The 20,128-nt window shown below is 39.6% G+C and carries 19 protein-coding genes, 1 other RNA gene and 1 pseudogene; 7 read left to right on the top strand and 14 right to left on the bottom strand.

Annotated elements, in window-relative coordinates:
• Positions 1–36 precede the first annotated feature (36 nt).
• From FTU38_RS10190 to FTU38_RS10175, 4 genes are all read right to left on the bottom strand, one after another.
• Positions 37–720 carry a response regulator transcription factor gene (locus FTU38_RS10190; protein ID WP_078188703.1) on the bottom strand — a complete coding sequence of 228 codons (684 nt, stop codon included), beginning with the start codon at positions 718–720 and terminating at the stop codon, positions 37–39.
• 226 nt (positions 721–946) lie between these two features.
• Positions 947–1,726, bottom strand: coding sequence for a glutathione S-transferase N-terminal domain-containing protein (locus FTU38_RS10185; protein WP_180111091.1), 780 nt, complete (start codon positions 1,724–1,726; stop codon positions 947–949).
• Positions 1,727–1,871: 145 nt separating this feature from the next.
• Entirely contained in the window at positions 1,872–2,384 is a 513-nt protein-coding gene (gene rraA / locus FTU38_RS10180; RefSeq protein ID WP_180111090.1) for a ribonuclease E activity regulator RraA, read from the bottom strand.
• A gap of 10 nt (positions 2,385–2,394) precedes the next feature.
• Positions 2,395–3,060: an NAD(P)H-binding protein gene (locus tag FTU38_RS10175; protein ID WP_180111089.1), complete on the bottom strand. Its 666-nt coding sequence runs from the start codon at positions 3,058–3,060 to the stop codon at positions 2,395–2,397.
• A gap of 215 nt (positions 3,061–3,275) precedes the next feature.
• Here FTU38_RS10175 and rpsT point away from each other — a divergent pair, with 215 nt between their 5' ends.
• A complete protein-coding gene (gene rpsT, locus FTU38_RS10170; RefSeq protein WP_078188707.1) occupies positions 3,276–3,542 on the top strand; it encodes a 30S ribosomal protein S20 in 267 nt (88 codons plus the stop codon).
• Positions 3,543–3,646: 104 nt separating this feature from the next.
• Here the strand turns inward: rpsT and FTU38_RS10165 are convergent, their stop codons facing one another.
• Positions 3,647–6,241, bottom strand: coding sequence for a M66 family metalloprotease (locus FTU38_RS10165; protein WP_180111088.1), 2,595 nt, complete (start codon positions 6,239–6,241; stop codon positions 3,647–3,649).
• A 444-nt stretch (positions 6,242–6,685) separates the two neighbouring features.
• Between FTU38_RS10165 and FTU38_RS10160 the strand changes: the two genes are divergently transcribed.
• Positions 6,686–7,129, top strand: coding sequence for a hypothetical protein (locus FTU38_RS10160; protein ID WP_078189203.1), 444 nt, complete (start codon positions 6,686–6,688; stop codon positions 7,127–7,129).
• Positions 7,130–7,215: 86 nt separating this feature from the next.
• Here FTU38_RS10160 and FTU38_RS10155 read toward each other — a convergent pair whose 3' ends face one another.
• Entirely contained in the window at positions 7,216–7,959 is a 744-nt protein-coding gene (locus FTU38_RS10155; protein WP_078188709.1) for a histidine phosphatase family protein, read from the bottom strand.
• A 69-nt stretch (positions 7,960–8,028) separates the two neighbouring features.
• Positions 8,029–8,880, bottom strand: a complete 852-nt coding sequence (locus tag FTU38_RS10150; RefSeq protein WP_180111087.1) for a 3'(2'),5'-bisphosphate nucleotidase CysQ — start codon at positions 8,878–8,880, stop codon at positions 8,029–8,031.
• 13 nt (positions 8,881–8,893) lie between these two features.
• Here FTU38_RS10150 and FTU38_RS10145 point away from each other — a divergent pair, with 13 nt between their 5' ends.
• The 4 genes from FTU38_RS10145 (at position 8,894) to FTU38_RS10130 (ending at position 11,943) form a co-directional block, all read left to right on the top strand.
• The gene (locus FTU38_RS10145) at positions 8,894–9,595 is read left to right on the top strand and encodes an HAD-IA family hydrolase (protein WP_180111086.1); all 702 of its coding nucleotides are present in this window, start codon (positions 8,894–8,896) and stop codon (positions 9,593–9,595) included.
• Entirely contained in the window at positions 9,588–10,028 is a 441-nt protein-coding gene (locus tag FTU38_RS10140) for an RNA-binding S4 domain-containing protein (RefSeq protein ID WP_180111085.1), read from the top strand. The genes FTU38_RS10145 and FTU38_RS10140 overlap by 8 nt, the downstream gene beginning before the upstream one ends.
• 145 nt (positions 10,029–10,173) lie before the next feature.
• Positions 10,174–11,217: a recombinase RecA gene (gene recA / locus FTU38_RS10135; protein ID WP_180109129.1), complete on the top strand. Its 1,044-nt coding sequence runs from the start codon at positions 10,174–10,176 to the stop codon at positions 11,215–11,217.
• A gap of 81 nt (positions 11,218–11,298) precedes the next feature.
• Positions 11,299–11,943, top strand: a complete 645-nt coding sequence (locus tag FTU38_RS10130; RefSeq protein ID WP_180111084.1) for a regulatory protein RecX — start codon at positions 11,299–11,301, stop codon at positions 11,941–11,943.
• Between the two features lie 108 nt (positions 11,944–12,051).
• Here the strand turns inward: FTU38_RS10130 and ffs are convergent.
• An RNA gene (ffs, locus tag FTU38_RS10125) (signal recognition particle sRNA small type) lies at positions 12,052–12,148 on the bottom strand.
• A 291-nt stretch (positions 12,149–12,439) separates the two neighbouring features.
• Between ffs and FTU38_RS10120 the strand changes: the two are divergent.
• Positions 12,440–13,301 (top strand): annotated as a pseudogene (locus FTU38_RS10120) (YbgF trimerization domain-containing protein).
• A gap of 59 nt (positions 13,302–13,360) precedes the next feature.
• On the opposite strand, the gene lpxA reads toward FTU38_RS10120, so the two are convergent.
• The 6 genes from lpxA to rseP are packed head-to-tail and all read right to left on the bottom strand — an operon-like array spanning position 13,361 to position 20,126.
• Complete coding sequence (gene lpxA / locus FTU38_RS10115; protein WP_168377606.1) at positions 13,361–14,149, bottom strand: acyl-ACP--UDP-N-acetylglucosamine O-acyltransferase; 789 nt, start codon at positions 14,147–14,149, stop codon at positions 13,361–13,363.
• Positions 14,146–14,631, bottom strand: coding sequence for a 3-hydroxyacyl-ACP dehydratase FabZ (gene fabZ / locus FTU38_RS10110; protein WP_171263789.1), 486 nt, complete (start codon positions 14,629–14,631; stop codon positions 14,146–14,148). The genes lpxA and fabZ overlap by 4 nt, the downstream gene beginning before the upstream one ends.
• A gap of 5 nt (positions 14,632–14,636) precedes the next feature.
• Entirely contained in the window at positions 14,637–15,707 is a 1,071-nt protein-coding gene (gene lpxD / locus FTU38_RS10105; protein ID WP_180111083.1) for a UDP-3-O-(3-hydroxymyristoyl)glucosamine N-acyltransferase, read from the bottom strand.
• Between the two features lie 3 nt (positions 15,708–15,710).
• Positions 15,711–16,211 (bottom strand): OmpH family outer membrane protein, encoded by a 501-nt coding sequence (locus FTU38_RS10100; protein ID WP_180111082.1) that lies wholly within the window; start codon positions 16,209–16,211, stop codon positions 15,711–15,713.
• Positions 16,212–16,252: 41 nt separating this feature from the next.
• Positions 16,253–18,730, bottom strand: coding sequence for an outer membrane protein assembly factor BamA (gene bamA / locus FTU38_RS10095; protein WP_180111081.1), 2,478 nt, complete (start codon positions 18,728–18,730; stop codon positions 16,253–16,255).
• A gap of 40 nt (positions 18,731–18,770) precedes the next feature.
• On the bottom strand, positions 18,771–20,126 hold the full coding sequence (gene rseP / locus FTU38_RS10090) for an RIP metalloprotease RseP (protein ID WP_180021708.1): 1,356 nt from the start codon (positions 20,124–20,126) through the stop codon (positions 18,771–18,773).
• Positions 20,127–20,128: the final 2 nt, after the last annotated feature.

Raw genomic sequence — 20,128 nt, 5'->3', positions numbered from 1 at the left:
AGAGGATAAATAAGAAAAAATATCCTCCTTTACGCATTATAAAATACCCATAGATCTTGCTGTACTCACAGCTTTGGTTCGTTTCGTTACGGCTAATTTGCGATAAATATGTTTAATATGGCTTTCTACCGTATAGCGAGAAACAAAAAGCTGTTCAGCAATCTCACGGTTACTCAAACCTTGAGCAACCAAACATAAAATTTCTTTTTCACGACTGGTCAAGAGGTTCAGGTCTGCTTCATCGGCGACTGTTTGTTCTGGACTTGGCGCTTCGGCTTCGGATATTTGTTTAAGGATTTCTCGTGCAATAAATGGGTCAATCGGCGCCCCACCACGTAAAATACTCCGAATAGATAAAAGTACTTCAGCATCATCACGTTCTTTTAATACATAGCCCGTTGCACCTGCTTTAATTGCGGCAAATAAGCTTTCTTGTGTACTCCATGCAGAGACAACCAAGATCATGGTATTACTTTCGAGGGAACGTATTTTTTCAATAATTTCGATACCACTACCATCAGGCAAACCTAAGTCAACTAAGGCTAAGGATATCGGTTGGGTCTCTACGGCTTGAATAGATTCTTTAACATTTTTGGTGAAGATAAGCTCTTCACGCTTATAACCCAGCTCTGTCAAAATTTGACGTAAACGTAATTGAATAATTTCCTCATCTTCAACGACGAGCACCGGTACGGGTAGTATGACTTCTTGTGGTGACATGATTTACTTCCCCCGAAAAAATGAAATGTCTTTTACATTAATGAGTTTAATCCTTTTAGGATATCCCTATAATTAAGTAAATTTCTTATTTTTTAACAATTTATTCTAATTCAATTGATGCAGCTATGATGCATTTTTCTTCTAATTTTAAATCCATTTAACATTACAATATGTGTATAGCCATCAGTCTGACTATACACTGCACTTAGCTTAAACTTGAGTGAGATTAGCTCAAATATTGCTTCTTCAGATATTTTACAATTTTTTCAGATTCAAAAAGTTCTACACCAGTATTAGGATCTTTCAAATATGGCACTTGAATATTGTTCCCCATGATTTTTAACACTTGTTCACGCTTGCCACCTTTCAGGGGTACATATTTACCAGGTCTTAAGCGCATTACCGCTAATCCCTGATCTTGCCAACGTTCCTTAGCCACATTATGAAAGATATATGCCAATTCCATTTCAGACAATGCGCTACGTACGATACGTGTATATGGACTCGCTTCAAAACCCCATAGTTCTAAGAGTTGAGTTGGTGCATCACGATGAATGACTTTACGGTGCACCCACACGCCTTGAGCCCCATTAATTAAGGTTCCAACATAGGCAACATACGGAATTTTAGGATAATTGGCATATTTCTTAGGAGTCTGACCTGTTTTGCCATAATGTTTAAATAGATGATGAATTATTTGCTGAGATTCGTACAAACGATCCCCAGTATTGTCATCCACCAAGAAAGGGAATTGCTGTTTTCCACCTAATTTCTGTACCTCTAAACGGTACTTTTTAGCCCCTTTGGGACATGGGTAAACCTCATAATCCAAATTAAGTGTGGTCAAAACTTCACGCACACGACGGCAATACGGAGAACCTTCAAATTCGTACAGTTTAAGGGCTTTTTCAGGTTGTTTGGGATAAGGCGTCCCATTTGTACCTCGTCCGCCTTCTGCTACGCCTGAGAGCAACGCTTGCGCCACTTTTAATTGATGCAACAACATACTTTTTCCTTTCTTTTTTTATTTGGTATTTTTATACAACAGCCGAGAGTCCTCAGCTGATGTTTGTATTTTCTTTTTCACATTTATATCGTCGTGTATGAGCAAGAATTACGCTTTCATTCCACGACTAAAAATTCAAATACGCTTATAAAGCAACCAATTGCTCTTTTGAAACAACGATGCCGTTATTATCAGCATAGATAAAATCACCAGACTGAATGTTTACACCACCAAAACTTAATGGAATATCTGTTTCACCCACGCCTTTGCGGTTGCTTTTTTGTGGAATCGCAGCCAAAGCATGCACACCTAAATCAAGTTCTGCAATCGCATCAACATCACGCACGCAGCCGTAAATAATGACACCATTCCAATGATTGTTGACTGCAGATTCAGCAATCATATCACCCATCAAGGCACAGCGCATCGACGCACCACCATCCACAACCAATACTTTACCCGTACCATCGGTTGCCAATAATTCTTTAACACGAGAGTTATCTTCAAAACATTTGACCGTCACCACCTGACCGCCAAAACTTTTTCGTGCACCATAACTTTGAAAGAATTTACCATCCATTGATGGGATCACCACTTGTAATTCTTTATCTGGATAATCATCAAGTAAATCACAAGTGACGAATGGAACTGTAGACACGGTATTTCCCTCATTTAATTGTTAGTATGCATAAATTATCATAAATCTCGAACTTTTCAGTCTGAGTTTGTGCCGCCTCGACCATAGTATGAGTCACTTGCTGTGCTGTCACTGGCTTAAATTTAAAACGGTCAGGTACAAAATGCGAAAAGCGCATATAAAGTTTCTGTGTCGCATCTTCTAAACGTCGCGATTCATGACGTTCACCAAGTAGCAGCGAAGGCTTTAATATCGAAAGTTGATTTAACTTTAAGGTTTTTAAATAATATTCTAATTCACCTTTGACTCGATTATAAAAAAACGCGGAATTGGCTTCTGCACCCATAGCACTAACTATGATCAAATGGGTTTCTGTATATTCTAATAATTCAGCGAAATGCGCATTGATGCTAAAATCGATCTGATAAAAATGATCTTTAGACCCTGCTTTTTTAATGGTCGAGCCTAAACAACTAAAGGCATGACTATAATCTCGCACATCATCCTGAGTCAGGGAAAGAAAGTCACTGATCACCAATTGTTGAACTTTTGCCAGTCCATTCAGTTCATGGTCACGTTGACGTACCACAGCTGTAATATTCTTACATCCTGTATTTTGACTGAGCTGACGAACCAGCTCCCGCCCGACCAATCCTGTTGCCCCAATGACAATTGCATTCTCTATACTTTTAGTCATTTTTCATACAATCTCAATAACTTTAGACTAATCTAACGTTTTCTTTAAAATTTTTCTGCATCTAAAATGTTGTCAAAGCATGTCAAGACTTGACTTAAGCGCTTAGTTTAATCACAATATGGCACTTGTTTACGGGCTGGTGATAGTTCTTCTGATGTTGGTTTTCAGATGTAATTTCAGCCCGCCCAGACCAATCTATTTCAAGGAGTGCACGAGTGGCAAACTCTGCTCAAGCAAAAAAACGTGCTCGTCAAAACGTTAAAGCACGTCAACACAACGCAAGCTTACGTTCTATGGTTCGTACTTATCTTAAACGCACAGTAGCTGCTATTGCTGCTGGTGATTACGCTGTCGCTACAGAAGCTTACAAAAAAGCTGTTCCTGTAATCGACCGTATGGCTGATAAAGGCATCATCCATAAAAACAAAGCTGCTCGTCATAAGAGCCGTTTAAATGCACAAGTTAAAGCTTTAGCTAACTAATTTGTTGCGATGAAAAAAGCCCTTTTTAGGGCTTTTTTTGTGCCTATCGATTTTTAAAGGCAAAAAAATAAGGTCCAATAATGACCTTATTTTCTATTTACAGATTATTTATTAATCAGCTTCATATTCGTCGCTGATAAATATGTCCATAATAAGTTTTGGCTTGCTGTCAAATTTGTCCAACGTTGATTGCCACCATTGGTACAGCTATATCGAATTAAATCCGCACGATTATTCTGCAAACGTCCCGTATTTAAATCCATACATTGACCACTTTGACGAATCGTTGTAGTCGCAGGGTCCATGGTCCAAATTTGGTTGGTTTGGTTTAACACGCAACGTTCTAGCGTCACTTTAGCTGAACCACCATTGCCTGTAATACATTGATCTGGATTTGACTTGCTGTGTATACGACCAATCACATCATATACCCACTGTTCAGTTTCATCCGCAGTACAACCGCTTGGACCACTGATGTATAAATTTAATGTTCCATCAGTTAAGGTTTCAGATTTCAAACAGTTGTTACCATTTTTGATTAATGTCGCCTGCTCAAACAAACCTTCTTGAGTGACTGAAAGCTTTTTTATAAATGCTTCGAGTGCGCTTTGCGCCTCAGGTACTTGATTGTTTAGGTCTTGAGCATACACATTCATCCAACGATTTAGTCGGTATGCGGTGTTTTGTTGCGACTCATAACGGGTTAATTGCTGACGCGCCACACTATTCATTAATGACTTGTCATTTTTATATGACTCATACAGCATTTTTTCAGTTGGATTTAGTACAACAACAGCATTTGCAGCTTGCGCTTCTAAAGCACTTTCCAATTGAGGAAGTTCAATAGCACGCAAAGCACTATAACCATGTTGACGTCCAATTTTGACGGCCGGCTTGATCGCTGTGCTGTAAACTGGAATATCAATATTTGCTAATAATTTGGCTTCTTCACCTGCTTTTTTACAGTATAAATCGACATTCTGTGGTTGATCTGCCAAAGCTAAATTGACATGCAGTTTATTGGCATTACTGCCTAATCGTGCAGGTGCTAAAGCAATATTGTTGACTTTATTCGTGTATTGCACATTCAACCAACATGCAGCTTGGTCTAAGGCCGTATTGGCCGCCGTTAAATCATAAACATTACCCCAGTTTGAACGTGCCGCAGGATATAACAAACCGACTTGATTGACTGGATCATAGCCACCTAAAATGGTAATGACAGGCTGACCAAATACTCGTGGTCGTGGATAATTTTGATCTGCGTTATACCAAACCGGAGCCGTAGAATTTGGCATTTTCGGTTGTGCAACCTCCATCTCACGAGTGATTTTGTTCCACTTTTTGTAGCCGGTAGGCGAAGTTTCATCCCAGACATAACGGTCAAAGTGCGGTTGAATTTTCAGGAATGTACTGTAGCCCGTGTAATGCGTATATCGTGATACATTACTATCGGTATATCCGCCAGACATCGCATCTTTACCGTATGGGAACATATTTTTAAAATTAGGGATCCCATTGCTACCATCCCACTTCCATGTCGCCGTCCACGATAAATTACCACGCATCATATGACGGTTAGCAATATAACCCCATCCACTATCCGCATGGTGTGCAGCCCAAAATAGGTTGTCACCCACCTGACCAGGGTAATGCCCTAAACCATAGTGATGGCCAATTTCATGGCTAAATTCATTCCCTACAGAATCATAAAGTGTCAGCATACCATTACCACCACTCAGGCCATGGGTATGCACACCATTGGCATAGTTCCCCTTCGTATGATGGACAACTACTGTTTGGGTTAATTGTGGCTGACTTTGGTTGGCCATAGATGCACTAGTAATACCCCAGTTAGCAAGGTTTATACCAACACTAAAGGTTGATTTACCGACATCCTCACGCATGTCTCCTGCATAAACACCACCATCTCCGGCACTTTTACTGTCATAAATAACACCTGAAGATACCATTGCACGTGTTAACTGCATATCGTCATATTGTGCAACCGTCATTTCTGCTGCAGGAATGGTTTGGAAATAATCTGTGCCCGCTTTTTCAGGCTCTAGTAGCATATAGTGGCCTGTAGAATTTGGCTTATCTGCCAACATACCGACACGGATATTATTTAAAACCAATTCACCTGGTGCAGCAAAATCGATTTTATCCTCAGCCAATTCACCGCTGACTTTATTTGCGTCAATAAATTTTAATCTTAGACCGGGTTTAACTTCATCCCAATTGAGTTTCGTGGTCCACGCGCGTTTACTGTACCAAACATCTGGACGACCTCTTTGCCCACTCTGGTCTGAAACAGGCATTTGCGTCGGATCATCCAATGTCGCGGTACGAATTAAGCGGTTGTTTTGATAGATTTCTACTTTGAGTTGCTTGATGTTTTGCATATCAAGTGTTGGCGTCACGATAAGCAGCGCTTCTTTTTCACTGGTTAACCGTGGCATTTTCTTGGCTTCGTTCGCATTCGGATCGACGACATGACTTTGACCAAATTGAACTTGCGCTGAAAAGCTGCCGACTAAATCATTTCGTATTTCACGAACAGCATCATTGGCATCGTAGTCATAAAAGCCAATACTGGTATCATCGACAATATCTTGGGTTGGTTCTGGATAACTGGCAGTTGATGCAGAGCCACCTGAACTATTACCACCGCCTCCACCACCACAAGCAACTAACATTAATGACACAATACAAATTGATAATTTGTTATATGAAAAATCTATCACACTTTTCACCACTATTCCCCAATTAGCCACAAAAGAATCCAATAAAGAGACTTACATAAAATATATAAATCAATAATTTACAACAAAGTTAATGCTATTTTCTTTTTATTAATCATTCAATTGCCGCGTTTTGTCACTTATTAACAATTCAAATTAAATCTAAATATTTAGTATTGGCTGAATCACGATTGCTGTGACAGGTACTTCACTTATCAACTAAAATTAAGGTGTAGTCCTTTAAATACAATCATATATTCCCGACAAAAATTGTCAGGATATTTTTAGAAACTTTGTAAATAAAAATTTTTAGAAATGGTTTAATCCCATATATTTTTTATGGTATTTTAATTTTCATCCTAGGCAGCCATTGCTGTACAAATGAAAAGAGGGATAAAAATGTCGATTAACCAATTTTTGCCATCATTAGAAAAATTTGCAGAAGCAGAACATCAATATATTGAATATTTTACATCGAAAGGTGAAAAAGACATTTTAGGTAAAGTCATTTCAAATATGAAATCGACCGCTGAGATTCAAGCCTCTCAAGGCGTAGACTCATGGTTAGCATATGGCGTGTATTTACCTGCTGTAGAACGCATCTTTGCGCTACATCAAGGTGAAACAGAAGCTGAATTTTTTGAACGCACACAATATCCCGTTGAACTCGTGCAAGCATATAGCATTAAAGATCATGACATTGCGACATTGATTGCCGCTGACAAATATAGTCGAATCCACCAACAGCATCTCCCTGTTAATACTAGCCGCTGGCCATATAGTGACGACGGTTCAAGTATTGATTTAAATCAGTACCCTGCGCGAATTAAAGCCAATATTTAATTTTTTTAATGTAATATTGAAGCAGATAAAAAAGGCATCCATGTATAGGATGCTTTTTTTAAATATTTTGTCCTGCGCAATATTTCTTAGAGTTGCTGTTCAGCCTGCTGAAATTCACGAATATTTAATTCATTTAGTTCACCACGCCAGATCCATTTCAGTTTTGACTCAAGGAATACATCTCCTTCAAACCAAACAAATAAACCTTCCATCATTTTCGGCCAGTCTTCGCGTGTCACGATATTTTTACCTGAAATAATGGCAAGAATTGCAGCCAAAATCGTATCATGACTCACCGCTAGACTCAGACCATAATCATTGGTTGGATGAGTGTTGTAAATCAACTCCAAAACATCTACCACCCCATGAATGGGCTGTTTCATACCCGGCAAAGCATTATTCACAAAACTATTGATAAAGCCTAAAGCACCTTGCTTTTGAAAGTATGGTCCTGCTTTTTTAATATCGAGCACAAAACTCCCCGGCTCGACCAATAATCCTTGTTCAATGATCTCGATATGGTGGGTATTTGGCTCAATCGTGACGTTATCTGCACCTTGAATCATCAATGCTGCTGTATCCACACAGCGCTGAATTGGACTCGAAATACAGTGTTGAATGACACGATCGGTATTTTCAACCAAATAGCTGCCCCACGCTTCGGCTAAATCACGTCCTTGATGCGTCAGTTGCAAGTCATAACCAGCCAAACCCTGTCCTTGTACAACTTCACGAATGGAATGACGTGTAAACAATGTTACAGGCGTCTTTTCATCCGGCAATAAGTCTATTGCTTTCAGCATACTAGGAGGGAGCAAATCTAGGGCCATAATTGACAGTTCTTAATTGCAGGAGATTTAACGGAGTGTGCTGACACTATAGCATGAACCCGATTTAGCTCAAGTTTTGTCAGGCATGTTTGCCAAAGCATTTAAGGCCAATTCTTTCATTTCGGCATTTTTAAATGCAATAAATCCACCATTTAATAAAGTCTTGCGCTGGTTATATAAAAATGCGCGACCTTTAAAATCAACCAAACCACCACCAATACGCTCGATTAAACATTGTCCAGCGCTGGTATCCCATTCACAGGTAGGATGAAAACGCGGGTAAATATCCACTCGATCTTCTAACATCATACAAAACTTATATGCACTACCAGCATGGTAGGCCTGATAAGGACTGAGTTTTGCTAAAGCGTCTAGATAATCCGTATAAATCGGCTTATTTTTAGCACTCTGACTCAAGCCAACGTGTACGACATTCTCTACAGAGGTTTGAACATATTCATACCATGCAGTTGACTGGCTATCATATTTCAGCGGCAGTCCCGCAAAGGGGCAAATATATACGCTATATTCCCCTGGGATCGCCAATATAGCAAAAGTGGTATTGGCCCCATCTACCAAACTCAGATTAATGGTAAATTCAGGTCTTTTATGTAAAAACTCTTTGGTACCATCCAAGGGATCAAGCAGCCAAAATTTTTGCCATTGCATACGCTCAGACTTATCACCTTCTTCTGACAATACAGGCAAGTTAGAAACTTTGGATAATGCTTGGGTAATATAGCTATTTGCACGATAGTCCGCCTGCGTTACCGGTGAATCATCACTTTTACGTTCCACATCAAAATCTGCACCTGAGCAATAACGCTGATATTCTTCTCGCAAAATTTCGCAAGCTTGTGTCACAATGGGAACCAACTGCAAAATCAGTGGGTCTTGCGGTGCTGTTGTTGTTTTAAACATAGAATACCTTTATATGCCAAATTACTCAGAAAAGCCGACGATCATCTTTGATATGGACGGTACTTTACTCGATCTTGCTTATGATGATTTTATCTGGAATGAGCTGCTGCCAATTCGCTATGCTGAACAGCATCAGTGCTCACTAGAACAAAGCAAGCAAACGCTATTTAGTTTTTATCAACAGCATAATCATACCCTAAAATGGTACTCCTCTCGCTTTTGGACGTCACAAGTTGGCGTTGATGTTCTGGAAATGCAAATAGAACAAAAAGCCAAAGTAGCTAAACGCAAAGGCTGCATCGAGCTGCTTACCTATCTTAAAGAAAATGGCTATCCTATTTGGCTTGCGACCAATGCCGACTTTGCAGGCTTACAATTCAAACTCGAAGAAACCGGTCTTCGTGATTATTTTGATGTTATCGTCAGTTCAGAAACTCTCGGTCATGCCAAAGAGTTTATTGAGTTTTGGCAAATATTAGCAAGCAAACATTCCTTCTATGCAAAAAACTGTTACTTCATTGATGACACAGAAAAAGTGCTCAATGGTGCAAAACTTTTTGGGATTGAACAGCTCTATTCGATTCAGCAGCCGTCATCTGCCAAAGCGCCTCGCGAGACTTGCAATTATCCAATGCTGTCCGAATTAACAGATTTAATCCCTATTTTAGAAGCTCAAACGACTGAGCAAGTCGAGGAACAGAAAAAATATGCGTAAATCAAATCTACCCGAAGATGCGGTTGGTATGCGTATAGACAAATGGTTGTGGGCTGCACGTTTTTTTAAAACACGCTCTATTGCCAAAAATGCTATTGAAGGCGGTAAAGTTAATCATAATGGCGAACGCGTTAAAGTCTCTCGTGAAGTTCGTGTAGGCATGGAATTAACCATTGCACAAGGCCTTGAGAAAAAAACCGTGGTGGTGAAAGCACTGTCGGATGTTCGTGGGCCTGCCCCAACCGCTCAGCTGCTTTATGATGAAACTGAGGTCAGTATTGCAAAACGAGAATTGCTCGCATCACAAAGAAAGTTGCATAATCTAGCTCGGCCAGATCATCGACCAAGTAAAAAAGATCGTCGAGATATTGGTAAATTTAAAAGAGAAAATGATCAACAGTTTGACCAGCAATGGTCTTATAATGATGATTAAGTTAAAGCGTCACAACATGTCGCACCTGTTGTGATTTTCATAGAACAAAAGGATGATTTCTGTCACTATACCCTCGTGGAACAGATTTAAACTGAATACATCCACTTGAGTATATTGTTTCGTGACATCGTATTGAGGTTGTAAGATGGATGATAATAAAAGCAAGGCGTTAAATGCGGCCTTAAGCCAAATTGAAAAGCAGTTTGGTAAAAACACCGTAATGCGTCTTGGTGATAATACTGTACAGGCAGTTGAAGCTGTCTCTACGGGTTCTTTAACACTAGATATCGCACTAGGTATTGGTGGTTTACCTAAAGGCCGTATCGTAGAAATCTACGGTCCTGAATCTTCTGGTAAAACGACTATGACATTACAAGCCATTGCGCAATGTCAAAAAACTGGCGGTACTTGTGCATTCATCGATGCTGAACATGCATTAGACCCTCAATACGCACGTAAACTTGGCGTAGATATTGATAACCTACTTGTTTCACAGCCAGACAATGGTGAACAAGCACTTGAAATTGCAGACATGCTGGTACGTTCAGGTGCCATTGACCTGATCGTTGTCGACTCGGTCGCTGCACTTACCCCACGTGCCGAAATTGAAGGCGAAATGGGTGACTCACACATGGGCTTACAAGCTCGTCTGATGAGCCAAGCACTGCGTAAAATTACCGGTAATGCGAAACGTTCTAACTGTATGGTGATCTTCATTAACCAAATCCGTATGAAGATTGGTGTAATGTTTGGTAGCCCTGAAACCACAACGGGTGGTAATGCACTTAAATTCTATGCGTCTGTACGTTTAGATATCCGCCGTATTGGTCAAGTGAAAGAAGGCGACGAAATCATTGGTTCAGAAACCAAAGTAAAAGTTGTGAAAAACAAAATGGCTCCTCCATTCCGTGAAGCGATTTTCCAAATTCTTTATGGTAAAGGCGTGAACCATTTAGGTGAACTTGTTGACCTCGCTGTACAACAAGAAATTGTTCAAAAAGCAGGTGCTTGGTATTCATACCAAGGTGACAAGATTGGTCAAGGTAAAAACAATACCATTCGCCACTTAGAAGAACACCCTGAACTTGCACAAACCATTGAAAAACTGATTCGTGAACAACTTCTGACTACAGGTACAGCACCTGCAGAAGACAAAGACGAAGAAGAACCAGACTTTTTAGATGCTTAATTACAGCATGCTTTAATAGCAGACAAAAACGCCCTACGGGGCGTTTTGTTTTGCACTCAAAATTTGTATTAAAATGACCCCATGACTAAAGACCATTTTCCACTCTTGCTCGACTATGAAGCACTAAAACAACAGTTTGCAGAAGCTGAAGAACCCACCAGCGTAAATCATGCTTCACAAACTGACATCCCGCATGACAATGCTTCAGTGATCGATCACTCTGCGTTGCATTTTGATGCCAATGGTAAAGATGTTCAAGCTGAAAAAAAACCAGGACTGCGCGGCTCTCGTCTACGCTCCTACGCCTTTGCAGTACTCACACGCAAAGAATACTCAAAAGCAGATTTAATCGAGAAATTAGCACTGTATGCGGATAGTCGTGAAGAAGTCATACACTTGGTGGAAGAACTCGCACGTGAGAACTATCAAAGCGATCAGCGTGTAGCAGAAATGCTGTTGTCGAGTCAAAAGCGTAAAGGTAAAGGTCCCAACCGTATAAAGCTCGCTTTAAAAAATAAAAAAGTAGACAGTGAATTAATTCAGGATGAATTAAAAGAAACAGATTGGGTCGCCGAAGCCTACCAGCTCAAGATCAAAAAATTTGGCAAAGCTGTTGAACGTGATCCAAAACAAAAAGCCAAACAAATACGTTTTTTACAATATCGAGGATTCGATCTCGATACAATTTTTAAAGTGATTGCACGTAAAGAATTTGATGCCGAATAACAAAGATATAGATCTAAATAAAGAATTAATAAAACTAAAATAAAGAAGAATCTAGGATTAAAAAAAATGAGAGGAAGTTTAATTTATTATGATTGAAACTGGTGGCAACCCTACCAGCAAGACTTCGGCACATCATATTTCTACTACCGTTGCTACCTTCCGGTCCTGGCGGGGTTTGTAGAGTACAATTGCGAAGTAACCGGCAGGGCTACCATTGCAAGAACAGAGTATAGAGATTTTTGATAAACATGCAAGACTAAAACCAAGAATTCCTGAGTAGAAAACACTGTTTGATTATTTATAAATCAATATGATGGTCGATGATGTAGAAAACGTGAAACATCATCACTATATTTTTACTTTAATACACAACAAGATTGTAAAAGCTTATTGCAATTCAGAACTTTGGCGTTTTTAATGTGCTTATCGTTTTATCTAAAGCAGTCTGTAATAAAACTATTCAATACGGACATGCTTGCAACTACATGGAATTTTTATGATGTTTAAACAGCATGTATTGTGTGCCCTTACATTGACTTGTTCAGGTACGCTATTTGCCAATATTCCAATTGAATCTCGCGGTTTGAGTGGCGCTGATAATGGCACTGTGTATACAGCAAATAATACAGCCATTCAAACAGGTGCTGGCTCTACCCCTACACCAACTAATTTGAATTGGCAGCTCATGCAGAAAAACCAACAGCTCGAAAATGAATTGCGTAGCTTACGCGGTAAAATGGAAGAGCAAGACAATATTATCGAACAATTAAAAAGTGAACTTACAAACCGCTATGCAGATTTAGATCAACGTTTAGAGCTACTCCAACAAAAAGTAGATCCGAGTGAAGACACAGAGGCTGCGGAGGATAACCAACAAGGTACTGCACCCAGTAGCAGCTAATATAGCCCCTACACCAGCTAAACAACCTACGACCCAAGCAACATTAAGCTCATCTGCAAAACAACCTGTAAATGCAGGTGGTGACTCACTTGAGCTTGAGAAAGCAGCTTATACCGTTGCTTTAGATGCATATAAACAAGGTGGTGCGAAAAAAGCCATTGCACCAATGAAAAACTTTATTAAGAATAATCCTAATAGCGTCTACATCAGCAATGCATATTTTTGGTTAGCTGAGTTCAACCTTGCTGTTGAACCGACCAACTACGCAGAAGCGAAAAAGAACTATAGTATCGTGGTAGATCAATACCCTGAGTCGACCCGCGCGCCTAGAGCGTTATATCAACTGTATAGCATTGCAAAAGACGTCGATCGAAATAGCAGTTTAGCAACGCAGCTCAAAACCAAGCTTACCCAAAAATATCCAAAATCTGAAGAAGCAGGCTTTGTTAAAAAATAGTCCTATTTTTAACGCAAAAAAAAGACACCTTATAAGGTGTCTTTTTTTATTCGCAGCATTTAGCGTACGATACCGCGCTTAGACTGCTCAAGTGAGTCAATCAACAATTGCGCTTCTGCCACTTCAGGCAAAATTTCAGTACGAATACGCTCAATCGCTTCATTCGTCGTTAAACCATCTTTATAGATCAATTTAAAGGATTCACGTAAACCTTGAATCACATTTTTAGACCAACCTTTACGACGCATGCCTTCAATGTTCATGGCAAAAGCATGGGCTGGATTACCAGATACCATGACATAAGCAGGTACATCTTTCAAAATAAGAGATGCACCACCAATCATACTGTAAGAATCGATTTTACAGAATTGATGAATACCAGAGTTACCACCTACGATGACATAATCACCAATGTGGACATGACCTGCAACGCCGACGTTATTAGCAAAGATATTATGATCACCTACCACACAGTCATGTGCAATATGTGTATTCACCATCAATAAATTATGACTACCAACTTTAGTTAGACCCTGATCTTGAACAGTACCACGGTGTAAACTACAGTGTTCACGAATCGAGTTATGATCCCCGATTTCTAACCAAGTTTCTTCACCAGCATATTTCAAGTCTTGGCAGACTTCACCAACACTGGCAAATTGAAAAATTTCGTTATGTTGACCAATACGGGTATAACCACCCACCACAACATGTGAATGCAGTTTAGTACCCGCTCCAATTGTGACTTGAGGACCAATAATACAATATGGTCCAATTTGCACATCCGGAGCAATTACTGCTGATGAGTCAATAATGGCGGTAGGATGAATTAATTCGTTATTGCTCATGCTGTCTCTGTTTTCTGATGCGAAACCATAATTTCCGCGGTTGCTGCGACTACGCCATCTACAGTGGCAACACAATTATATTTGTAAATGCCACGCTTTTGCATCACTAATTCCGATTTTAATACAAGTTGATCGCCTGCAACGACTTGTTTTTTAAATCGAACCTTCTCTGCACCAGCAAATAAGAACAGCGAACCCGCTGAAGGTTTCTCATTATTCATGATGAAACCTAAAATACCCGATACTTGCGCCAATGCTTCAACAATCAGCACACCCGGCATAATTGGGTATTCAGGGAAATGGCCTTGTAAAAATTCTTCATTAATCGTTACATTTTTATAGCCTACAATCCCGTTGTCAGTCACTTCAACAACACGATCAACCAATAAAAACGGATAACGATGTGGCAAATATTCACGAATAGTCTGAATAGTCATTGGTAATTCAGGTTTTGTGAAAGCTGGGGTATTCGACTCTGTCATCATAATTATTTACGCAATTTAAATGTTGATTCAAGGGACTCAATTTGAGACTGCATATGATCAAGTCGTTTGACCAATTGGGTCAATGGCACATCTGCTAATTGTTTAAAGCGGATTGCTGCCTTTTTCCAAGAACCACTTTCAAGCATTGGCGTACCTGAAGAATAACTCCCAGCAACGGAAATACTTTTTGTGACCATTGACATACCGGTAATTGTCACATTATCTGCAATATTAATGTGACCTACGATACCAACAGCCCCTGCTAGCACACAATTTTTGCCAATAGTTGTACTACCGGCAATACCACATTTCGCAGCCATTGCTGTATTTGCACCAACTTTGACGTTATGCGCGATTTGCACAAGGTTATCAATAATGACACCATCTTCCAAAATTGTGTCATCTAAAGCACCACGGTCGATACTACAATTTGAACCAATACGCACATCATTCCCGATACGCACAGAACCTAATTGAGCAATACGATGCCATTTCCCTTGATAAGGTGCAAAACCAAATCCTTCACCACCGACCACCGTATTTGCATGGATACGTACACGATCACCTAACTTGGCTTCACCAGTAATCGTCACATGCGAATCAATAAAACAATCTTTACCAATTTCAACACCATGATCAATCTTCACTTGTGATTCAATGCGCGTTCCTTCACCCACCACACTATTCGCACCAATCACCACATAATGCCCAATATAAGCAGTATCAGAAATGATTGCAGAAGGATGAATTTGGGCAGTACTTTCAATTCCTGTTTCTACAGATTTTTTTTCAAAAACATGCGTCAGAATAGCGAAAGCCAAATACGGATTGGGTACAACAATAAAGTTTTGCTGTGAAGGGATTTGTGACTGCATGTCTGCAGTCACAATCAGCGCACCAGCCTGAGATTGTTGAGCTTCATTCAGATATTTATCTGCGTTTAAAAATGCAAGCTGATGCGGTTGAGCACTCTCTAAACTTGCCATTCCACTGAATTGCAAGTCTAGCTGGCCAATACATTGACCTTGAACAAGTTGAGCAAGCTTTTCTAAACTGAATTTTTGAGAATTCATTGATTATTTAATTGCATTAACCTTTTGAATCATTTTATCAGTTAAATCAAACTTAGGGTCATACGCAAGTGTTGAATTTTTATTCAAAACAACATCTAACTTATTTTCTGTGCGCAATTGTTCTGCAACTTGCTTAATTCGAGTATCCATCGTGCGATTTAAGGACTGAATATTCCCTTGAACCGAAGCTTGAACTTTTTGCTGTAAATCAGTCAGCTCTTTGAGTTTAGTTTGATACTGTTGACCCATTTGCTGCTTTTGCGCAGCAGTCAACTTATCACCACCTTGCTGAGCTTTCTGTTGCATTGCTTCCAACTCTTTAGCGAGTGATTCAATTTTAGTGGTTTGTGGTTTCAACTGCTGTTGAATTTGAGCATTTTGTTGTTTTAGATAAGCGCTTTGATCAACCACCTTTTCTAAATCAACCACACCGTAACCTGCTGCATGTACCACTGCAGAACATAACATACCCAATACCGCCAAACCAGCAAATAATTTATTCATCTTATCAACCTGTAATTTTGTTATTCCCAGAAGGGTCGTACTTAGAAGGTACGACCAATCTCGAATTGAATTTCTTTTGTTTCATCGCCAGCTTTGTCATTAAGCGGGAATGCATAACTGAGTGAAATTGGACCAATCATCGTGATCCAAGTAAAGCCTGCACCAACGCTATAACGCATATTGTTCATATCAAAACCGAAGTTATCTTTACAGTATTTGCGATCTTCACTTGACTGAGATACATCACATTGGGTATCAAATACTTGTGCGCCTTCAGCAAACAATACTGGGCGTACTTGACGCGCCCAATCCCCTTTAAATGGCACAGGTAGTGCTAATTCAGTACCAAATTGAATTAACGCATTACCACCGACTTCTTCCATATCATAATCAGTCTGATTGGTATCTTGGTAATAAACACCCGGATATTTTGGACCCAACGTACTATTGTCATAACCACGTACCGAACCAAAACCACCTGCATAGAAGTTTTTATAGAATGGCAAATCATTACCATAACCCAACTTACCATAGCCACGGACTACAAAGTCTTTACCGAGTGGGAAGTAGGCTTGGGCATCATACGTAACTTTTTGATATTCAACATCACTACCTGGTAGCGCCACTTCTGCATTCACACGATGAGACATACCTGATGTCGGGAATATTGGACGGTTTAAGGTGTTATATGACCAACCTAAATTTAAATTATAAGTTAAAAAATCACCTTGATACTCAGCACCATATGGCAATGTATTAATCACATTACCATCAGAATCCACGCAACCTTTGTCCACATTAGTTGTACCAGGACAATATTGACCTGTTTTTGTTTCCTTACCACCATGGCTCGTTAAATAATCAGCAACATATGTAGAAACATAAGGACCCGTAGTCACATCAGTTTTATCTACATTTAAACCCATACTGATACTTTGGTTTTCATCGATCGGATAACCAAAGTTGACACCACCACCAAAACTGTCAGTAACATAGTTATTAACGTTATAGTCGTCATCTAACTTGGTTTTACGGTAGTACATGTTATAACCACGACGTACACCATCAATGGTGAAGTACGGGTCAGTTACACTGAGGTTGTAGTAATCTTGAGTCTCTGAACGAGACAAATCGATAGAAACTGCATTACCTGTACCCAAGAAGTTGGTTTGACTCAAACCTGCTTGGAAAGTCACACCCCCACTTTGTGAGAAACCAACAGCTAAAGTACTTGTACCCGAATGCTGCTCTTCAACATTTACATTTAAATCAATTTGATCTGGCGTACCCGGAATACGTGCAGGTTTAACATCAACGGTTTTAAAGAAGCCTGTACGCTCTAAACGCACTTTAGACAAATCAATTTTTTCGTTACTTGCTAATGCGCCTTCCATTTGACGCATTTCACGACGTAGAACTTCATCAGCTGTTTTCGAGTTACCTGTAAAATTAATGCGGCGAACAGTGACTTGCTGACCCGGATTCACATAGTAATTTAAATCGACCAATTTGGTGTCTTTATTGATTTCAGGAACAATGTTCACTTCTGCAAAGTAGTAACCTGCGTTACCGTATTTACGAAGTAAAAGTTGTTTAACACCATTCACTTTTTCTTGTGAATATAAATCGCCATCTTTATAGAGTTTTAAAGCGTTTAAATCAGTTTGCGTATAAAGCGTATCACCTAAGAAATGAGTTTTACCAAACTTAAATTGTTCACCTTCATCCACCGAAACTTCGATAAAGACGTGTTTTTTATCTTCACTCAAATTCAGACTTGAATTGGTAATGTTAAAGTTGATGTAACCTTTGTTGAGATACATCGCACGTAAAGCTTCTAAACTCGCAGCCATCTTTTCACGTGCATAACGGTCATTACGAGAAATGATCGAGTTCCAACCACTTTCTTTTAATGCAAAAATTTGTTTAATTTCACTTTCTTTAAAGACCGTATTACCAATGATATTGATATCAAATACTTTGGCAGATTGGCCTTCTTCAAACTCGATTAAGACATTAACACGGTTATTCGGTTGAGCGGTTGTAATAACTTTGACATCAGCATCATAACGACCTTGCTGCATGTACTGTTGTTCTAATTCAGTTTCAACCGTTTGCAAAGATGATTTCTTTAAAACTTCACCTTCGGACAGACCCATTTTCTTTAAGCCTTCTTCCAAGGCTTCTTTAGGAATAAGTTTATTGCCTTTTAGCTCAACTTTAGAAATAACTGGACGTTCAACCACTGTATATACAAGGGTATTACCGACTTGTGTAGACTTCACATCATCAAACAAACCCGATGCAAACATGCTACGAATTGAGTTTGAAATGATTTGATCATTGACACGATCACCAGCGGAGAATGGGATCATTCCGGCTACATTGTCAGGAGTTAAACGCACTAAGCCATCAACACGAATATCTTGTACTACAAAATCATCTGCTGCATATACTTGTTGTGCTACGGCCATAGCACTAACCAGTGCCAATGGCATAAATAAATGTTTGTGCTGCATGCCAGTCTTTTCCGCTGTTAATTTATTTCGTATAACGTTCTTATAAACGCATAATGTCATTGAATAGAGCCAGTAGCATCATGCTACCCAGCAATACCATACCAATTTTTAATCCAACCAATTGTATTTGTTCAGAAACAGGTTTACCACGAATTAATTCAATAAAATAGTAAATTAAATGACCGCCATCGAGCATAGGAATTGGTAGTAAATTTAAAATACCTAAACTCACACTCATCAGTGCCATAAATGAAATGAAGGTTTGCCACCCCATTTCAGCACTTTGTCCAGCCACTTTCGCAATGGTAATCGGACCAGATAAATTATCCAAACCCACCAAACCACGCACCATTTTTACAATAGAATTCAGGATCATACTAGAGATCTGACCTGTTTTTTCTACCGCTTTTCCCATCGCCTCTACAGGCGTGTATTGAATGGTTTGTTTGTATTCGGCTGGAATATTGACTTTACCCGGATCGCTTTGTACACCTAAAAGCCCTGTGACTTTACCCATTTGGTCACGCTTACCTTGCGGCATCACGTTTAAATGCACAATTTTATTTTGTCGTAAAACATCAATTTTAAGTAACTTTTCTGGAGAAGCTTGTACAACTTGTACAACATCAAACCAGTCTTTCATTTTTACGCCATCAATCGAAACAATTCGATCACCCACTTGCATCCCTTGGCGAATCGCTGCGCCATCTTCACTGAGTTTTGAAACCACTGCAGGAATTTCAGGACGATATGGCGTAAAACCAAGAACATCGAGTGGTGACTGAGTTTGATCGCGTAAAAAACTCTGAATCGGTAAACTGAAGTTTTGAATTTGCCCTGCACGTTCAGCTTGAATTTGAATGTTGCCAGTTTCACCCACACGATCAACCAAGGCATAATTCAAGCGCTCCCAAGTGGATACTTGAGTGCCATCTACGGCAGTAATTTTATCACCAGACTGCATTTGCGCAGCCGCTGCTGGTGTATTTGGTAAAATTTTACCTACGCGCGTATTCAGCTGTTCCTGTGCAGGTAAAAATAAAATCCAAAACAACACCACAGCAAAAGCCAAGTTGATGAGTGGCCCTGCCGCAACAATTGCAATACGCTTCCAAGGGTGTTGTCGGTTAAATGCTTTTGGTAAGTCTTCTGCTGCGACATCACCTTCTCGTTCATCCAACATTTTGACATAACCACCTAGTGGTAATGCAGACAGTTGATATTGAATACCCGACTTCTTTGACGTCCACTTAAGTAGTGTTGGGCCAAAACCAATCGAATACACCAAAACCTTTACGCCCAGTTTACGTGCAACGAAATAATGCCCAAATTCATGAATCGCTATCAGCGGTCCAAGTAGCAATATTGCTGCAATAATCATAAACAAGGCATTCATGT

This window comes from Acinetobacter sp. YH12098 (assembly GCF_013419235.1).
In the GTDB taxonomy this organism is placed as follows: domain Bacteria; phylum Pseudomonadota; class Gammaproteobacteria; order Pseudomonadales; family Moraxellaceae; genus Acinetobacter; species Acinetobacter amyesii.
Note: the sequence above shows the minus strand (reverse complement) of the source record. Positions and strands in the feature narration are given on the sequence as shown.

Bases quoted from the DNA above. Each gene is read 5' to 3' on its own strand.
- FTU38_RS10175 (WP_180111089.1), bottom strand. From the start codon at position 3,060: ATGACTAAAAGTATAGAGAATGCAATTGTCATTGGGGCAACAGGATTG.
- FTU38_RS10190 (WP_078188703.1), bottom strand. From the start codon at position 720: ATGTCACCACAAGAAGTCATACTACCCGTACCGGTGCTCGTCGTTGAA.
- rseP (WP_180021708.1), bottom strand. From the start codon at position 20,126: ATGAATGCCTTGTTTATGATTATTGCAGCAATATTGCTACTTGGACCG.
- FTU38_RS10155 (WP_078188709.1), bottom strand. From the start codon at position 7,959: ATGGCCCTAGATTTGCTCCCTCCTAGTATGCTGAAAGCAATAGACTTA.
- lpxA (WP_168377606.1), bottom strand. From the start codon at position 14,149: ATGAGCAATAACGAATTAATTCATCCTACCGCCATTATTGACTCATCA.
- bamA (WP_180111081.1), bottom strand. From the start codon at position 18,730: ATGCAGCACAAACATTTATTTATGCCATTGGCACTGGTTAGTGCTATG.
- FTU38_RS10130 (WP_180111084.1), top strand. From the start codon at position 11,299: ATGACTAAAGACCATTTTCCACTCTTGCTCGACTATGAAGCACTAAAA.
- recA (WP_180109129.1), top strand. From the start codon at position 10,174: ATGGATGATAATAAAAGCAAGGCGTTAAATGCGGCCTTAAGCCAAATT.
- FTU38_RS10100 (WP_180111082.1), bottom strand. From the start codon at position 16,211: ATGAATAAATTATTTGCTGGTTTGGCGGTATTGGGTATGTTATGTTCT.
- FTU38_RS10140 (WP_180111085.1), top strand. From the start codon at position 9,588: ATGCGTAAATCAAATCTACCCGAAGATGCGGTTGGTATGCGTATAGAC.
- FTU38_RS10150 (WP_180111087.1), bottom strand. From the start codon at position 8,880: ATGTTTAAAACAACAACAGCACCGCAAGACCCACTGATTTTGCAGTTG.
- lpxD (WP_180111083.1), bottom strand. From the start codon at position 15,707: ATGAATTCTCAAAAATTCAGTTTAGAAAAGCTTGCTCAACTTGTTCAA.
- FTU38_RS10160 (WP_078189203.1), top strand. From the start codon at position 6,686: ATGTCGATTAACCAATTTTTGCCATCATTAGAAAAATTTGCAGAAGCA.
- FTU38_RS10165 (WP_180111088.1), bottom strand. From the start codon at position 6,241: ATGTTAGTTGCTTGTGGTGGTGGAGGCGGTGGTAATAGTTCAGGTGGC.
- FTU38_RS10185 (WP_180111091.1), bottom strand. From the start codon at position 1,726: ATGTTGTTGCATCAATTAAAAGTGGCGCAAGCGTTGCTCTCAGGCGTA.
- fabZ (WP_171263789.1), bottom strand. From the start codon at position 14,631: ATGACAGAGTCGAATACCCCAGCTTTCACAAAACCTGAATTACCAATG.
- FTU38_RS10145 (WP_180111086.1), top strand. From the start codon at position 8,894: ATGCCAAATTACTCAGAAAAGCCGACGATCATCTTTGATATGGACGGT.